This is a genomic window from Vibrio sp. V42_P2S4T144, from assembly GCF_009904715.1.
Taxonomy (GTDB): domain Bacteria; phylum Pseudomonadota; class Gammaproteobacteria; order Enterobacterales; family Vibrionaceae; genus Vibrio; species Vibrio alginolyticus.
The window spans coordinates 1-4174 of record NZ_WXWS01000408.1 but is presented as its reverse complement, the minus strand read 5'-3'; the positions used below and the strand labels follow the sequence as shown (position 1 = coordinate 4174).

4 protein-coding genes are annotated in these 4174 nt (G+C 47.2%); 1 reads left to right on the top strand and 3 read right to left on the bottom strand.

The annotated features are described in order from the left end of the window. Positions 1-43: 43 nt before the first annotated feature. Positions 44-736 carry an oligogalacturonate-specific porin KdgM family protein gene (locus CAG68_RS13800; RefSeq protein WP_005382004.1) on the top strand — a complete coding sequence of 231 codons (693 nt, stop codon included), beginning with the start codon at positions 44-46 and terminating at the stop codon, positions 734-736. 65 nt (positions 737-801) lie between these two features. Here the strand turns inward: CAG68_RS13800 and CAG68_RS13795 are convergent, their stop codons facing one another. The 3 genes from CAG68_RS13795 to CAG68_RS22365 all read right to left on the bottom strand — a co-directional run. Beyond that, positions 802-1251, bottom strand: coding sequence for a DUF411 domain-containing protein (locus CAG68_RS13795; RefSeq protein WP_047102912.1), 450 nt, complete (start codon positions 1249-1251; stop codon positions 802-804). Between the two features lie 21 nt (positions 1252-1272). Beyond that, the gene (locus CAG68_RS13790; RefSeq protein ID WP_161441283.1) at positions 1273-3969 is read right to left on the bottom strand and encodes a heavy metal translocating P-type ATPase; all 2697 of its coding nucleotides are present in this window, start codon (positions 3967-3969) and stop codon (positions 1273-1275) included. 25 nt (positions 3970-3994) lie between these two features. Further along, positions 3995-4174, bottom strand: a 180-nt coding sequence (locus CAG68_RS22365) for a hypothetical protein (RefSeq protein WP_237667879.1), incomplete at its 5' end; no start/stop codon positions are given.

Below are 4174 nucleotides of genomic sequence, written 5' to 3'. Positions count from 1 at the left end.
CTCTAAAACTATCGCATAACGTGAATAAATAAAGGCAGTAATTATGAAAAACATTTTTGCACTGAGTGCTCTTTCTCTCGCTTTCGCTTCTAGCGCTTTTGCTGGTTCTTCTTACGTAACAGGTAATGTTCAATTCCACGATGATGGTCGAATTCATGGTTCGGACGTTACGTCTACACTGGAAGCTGGTCATACTTTTGATAACCAATTCGGCGGCTTTACGGTTTACACCGAATTTGATGGTATTCAGTTGGGTAAACTGGAAACAGAAAACGGTGGCGCAGGTAACACAACACCAGCAATCACTGTGGGGGGTGAGCAGTCATTTAATATTACCGATCATTTATGGGTTGCCGCGGGTTACCAACACCTGTTCTCTGCTGGCGAGAACGTACAGTACCGTCCATTGGTTAAGATCGGTTACAACTTCGATAACGGCATCTCCTTAAGTAACCGTACTCGTGCGCACATTGATGCGACAGACGCAGATGCGGATACAGATTACCGCATGGACAACCGCATCGGTTACGTGATGAATGAGGATGTGACGCTAAGCTACAACAACGTCTACATGATTGAAGCGGAAACCATGGACCACGAGCTTCGTGCAACGTGGACTCGTAAAGGTGTTCAACCTTACTTTGAGTTCCGTAGTCAAGCACACGGTGCAGAAAACGCGAGTGGTGACAGCCTAGTGAATAACGCTTTTGTATTTGGTGCCTCTTACGGCTTCTAATTTTATATTTGTCTTAACTGTCCATTAAGAAAAAGCCCAACGGTTTATCTCGCTGGGCTTTGTTTTTATTGGTCGTTGCCTTCGTGGTGGCTATATTCGAACACTTGGCCTTTTTCGTTAAAGGCGTAAACGGTGTAGCTGTCTTTTTTGTCGCCATATTCCATACCAGGGGAGCCCATTGGCATGCCCGGTACTGATAGGCCTTTTGCGTTACGTGGTGGATTTTTCAAAAACGCTTTAATGTCTTCGGCTGGAATGTGACCTTCGAACAGATAGCCGTTGATCTCTGCCGTGTGGCAAGAGTAAAGCTGTTCGTTCTTGATGCCTAGCTCGCGTTTGATGGCGTTCATGTCATCGTGCAATTTTTCTTCGACCGTAAAGCCGTTCTCTTCCATGTGTTTTGTCCATTCTCCACAACAGCCACAGTATGGCGATTTGTGGTTAATGACATCGGCTGCCAATACGTTGGCGGACACGGTCGCAAGCATTGCAAAGGTCAATAGTTTCAACTTCATAATACCCTCAAAAAGAAGTGGTTACTTTACTGAAAACAGTCGTAGTCGATTTGCATTACTAACGACAGTAATTGAAGACAGTGCCATTGCCGCTCCTGCGACAACAGGACTGAGCAAAAATCCAAACGCTGGGTAAAGCACACCTGCGGCAACTGGAATACCCAACGAGTTGTAAACAAAGGCACCAAATAGGTTTTGCTTCATGTTCTTAAGTGTAGCGCGAGAGAGTTCAATCGCATGTACTACCGCCATTGGTGACGTGTTCAGGATGGTCATTTGCGAACTTTCAATGGCGACATCACTGCCGCTACCCATGGCAATACCAAGGTTGGCTAAGGCGAGAGCAGGGGCGTCGTTAATGCCATCCCCCACCATTGCCACGACATGTCCTTGAGATTGAAGTTGCTCAATGTGCTGAGCTTTCTCATCTGGCATTACTTGGGCAATCACTTCATCAATACCAAGTTCTTGGCCGATAGCATTGGCAACGTGTTGGTTATCGCCCGTCAGCATTACCGTTTTGATGCCTTGCGATTTTAATGCAGAGAGCGCTTGTTTCGCATCTGATTTGATCGGGTCGGCAATGGCGATCAGGCCGATCAGTTCGCCGTTCAATGCCACAGCTACCGGAGTCCACGCATTTTTTGCGCATTCATCGATGGCAGGTTTTAGTGCGCTAGTCTCGACGTTCTCTGCTTGCATAAATTGAAGCGAACCAATGAGCAGCGGTTTATCTTGATACGTCGCCCAAATGCCGCGCCCGCGAACGTTCTCAAACTTGTCTAATGAGACACCCTTTGCGTCGTGTCGTTTGGCGTAATCACATACCGCTTTTGCCAGTGGGTGCTCAGACTGACGCTCTGCCGCATACGCTAAAGCCAATAGATCTTCTTGGCTGGTGGCGTGAGTAAACACTTGCTGAACGCTAGGTTTACCTTGGGTAAGCGTGCCAGTTTTGTCGAATACAACCGTGTCGACTTTGCTTGCCAATTGAAGGGCGTCGGCGTCTTTGATCAGAATGCCGAGCTCTGCGGCTTTACCCACTCCCACCGTGACAGAAAGTGGGGTTGCTAAGCCTAGAGCGCAAGGGCATGCGATGATCAGGACGGTTGTGGTGACCACCAGCATATAACTCGCTTTTGGCTCTGGGCCAACGGCAAACCAAACGAGCGCGGCCAGTATTGCTATGCCAACAACGACAGGGACAAACACCGATGAAATCTGGTCTGCCAGTTTCGCGATGGCTGGCTTACTGCTTTGCGCTGTGCGCACCATGCGGATGATACGAGCCAGCATGGTATTTGCGCCAATGCCCGTTGCCTCAATGACTAATCCACCATCGGTATTTAATGTCCCAGCAGACACTTGAGCCTCTTGCGCTTTTAACACTGGTACTGGTTCACCAGTGAGCATCGACTCATCAATGTATGATTCACCTTGAATCACAGCACCATCAACAGGCACTTTCTCGCCTGGTTTGATACGCAGTTTCATGCCTAGCGTGATTTGCTCAACCGTTATTTGTTGATCGCCTTGTTCCGTGATTACCGTAGCTTGCTGAGGTTGCAGGTTAATCAGAGCTTGCAATGAGCGTGTTGTGTTTGCTTTGGCTTTTGCTTCTATATAGTGACCAAGAGAAATTAAGCCGATGATCATTGCACTCGCTTCAAAGTACACGTGGCGTGAAGCAAGAGGGAACCAGCCTGGGAAAATCACCACAAGCATCGAATAGAACCACGCTGCGCCAGTACCGAGCGCGACTAACGTGTCCATGGTGGCGCGCTTGTGAGTAGCAGCTAACCAAGCGTTACTGAAGAAGTGTTTCCCTGCTGTGGCAAGAAGGAGTAAACATACGATACCGATCACTCCCCAAGCTAATTGGTCGTTGGTGTTGCGAATCATCATATTGCCGCCAGCAACGCCCCAAATCATTAAAGGGGCTCCGACGACAAGGCCAGCAATAGCATCCAGTTTAAAGCGTTTTTGTTGCTGACGTTGTTGCTGTGCTTGCTTTTCTTGCTGGGTTGCGGCGTCTTGTAGGATCTCTGCTTGGTAACCGGCTTGTTTTACCGATTCAACAATTGCGTTAAGGAGGTCATCAGAGTCTTGGCTTGCGAATACTAGTGCGCTTTGTTCTGCAAGGTTGACCTGTGCTTTCTCAACACCTTCCACGTTAGTAAGTGCTTTCTCTACTGAAGATACGCAACTCGCACACGTCATGCCTTGAATCAGCATTTGCAATTGAATACTCGCTGGTGGCACCTGCGTATCTTTAATATTGCTTTGCTGTTCTACCTGTTCGGTCTCTGGTGAGCTTTCGTTCTCTACTTCAACAGAATCAAGGTTGGCGGTATAGCCGAGTGTTGCTATTAAGTCGATCACTTGTTGCTCGGAGAGGAGGGTACGAATCTCTAAGTGCGTTGTTGAAGCCTCAAAAGAAATAACGTCTTGATTAGATTCTAATAAAGATGAAAGTTTTTTGACGCAACCGCCACAGCTTAAGCCTGAAAGGTTTAGTTCGTAGTGATTTCCTGCTTGGTAACCAAGAGATTCAATCGACGAGACGAGCTCTATAAGAGAAGACTCGGTTTTGACCTCTACTTGCGTCGGGGACAAATTGAGGATCTCCACATCGTGATTCGCATGTAAAGCATTCTCAACTTTTCTCGCACAGCCCATGCAGTTGAGCCCTGATAAAGGTATAACTAACTGATACATAATCTGCACCTCAATAGTAGTGATGCTATGAGCTTAAACCTTCCTGCAAGGGTAAGGTCAATACCCATTTGCTACTCACAACAATTTCGTCAAAATCTCTCGAATCCCACAAGTGCACGGTCATTTTACTTGCGAGTGATCTCAAGGTTTTTTCTCTTTGAATATAAAGTTCCGTTAAAACACCTAAAAGATGAATGAAGTCGCT

What these genes read in the sequence shown, in the direction of transcription:
- CAG68_RS13790 (WP_161441283.1), bottom strand. Translation starts at nt 3,969, where the DNA reads ATGTATCAGTTAGTTATACCTTTATCAGGGCTCAACTGCATGGGCTGT.
- CAG68_RS13795 (WP_047102912.1), bottom strand. Translation starts at nt 1,251, where the DNA reads ATGAAGTTGAAACTATTGACCTTTGCAATGCTTGCGACCGTGTCCGCC.
- CAG68_RS13800 (WP_005382004.1), top strand. Translation starts at nt 44, where the DNA reads ATGAAAAACATTTTTGCACTGAGTGCTCTTTCTCTCGCTTTCGCTTCT.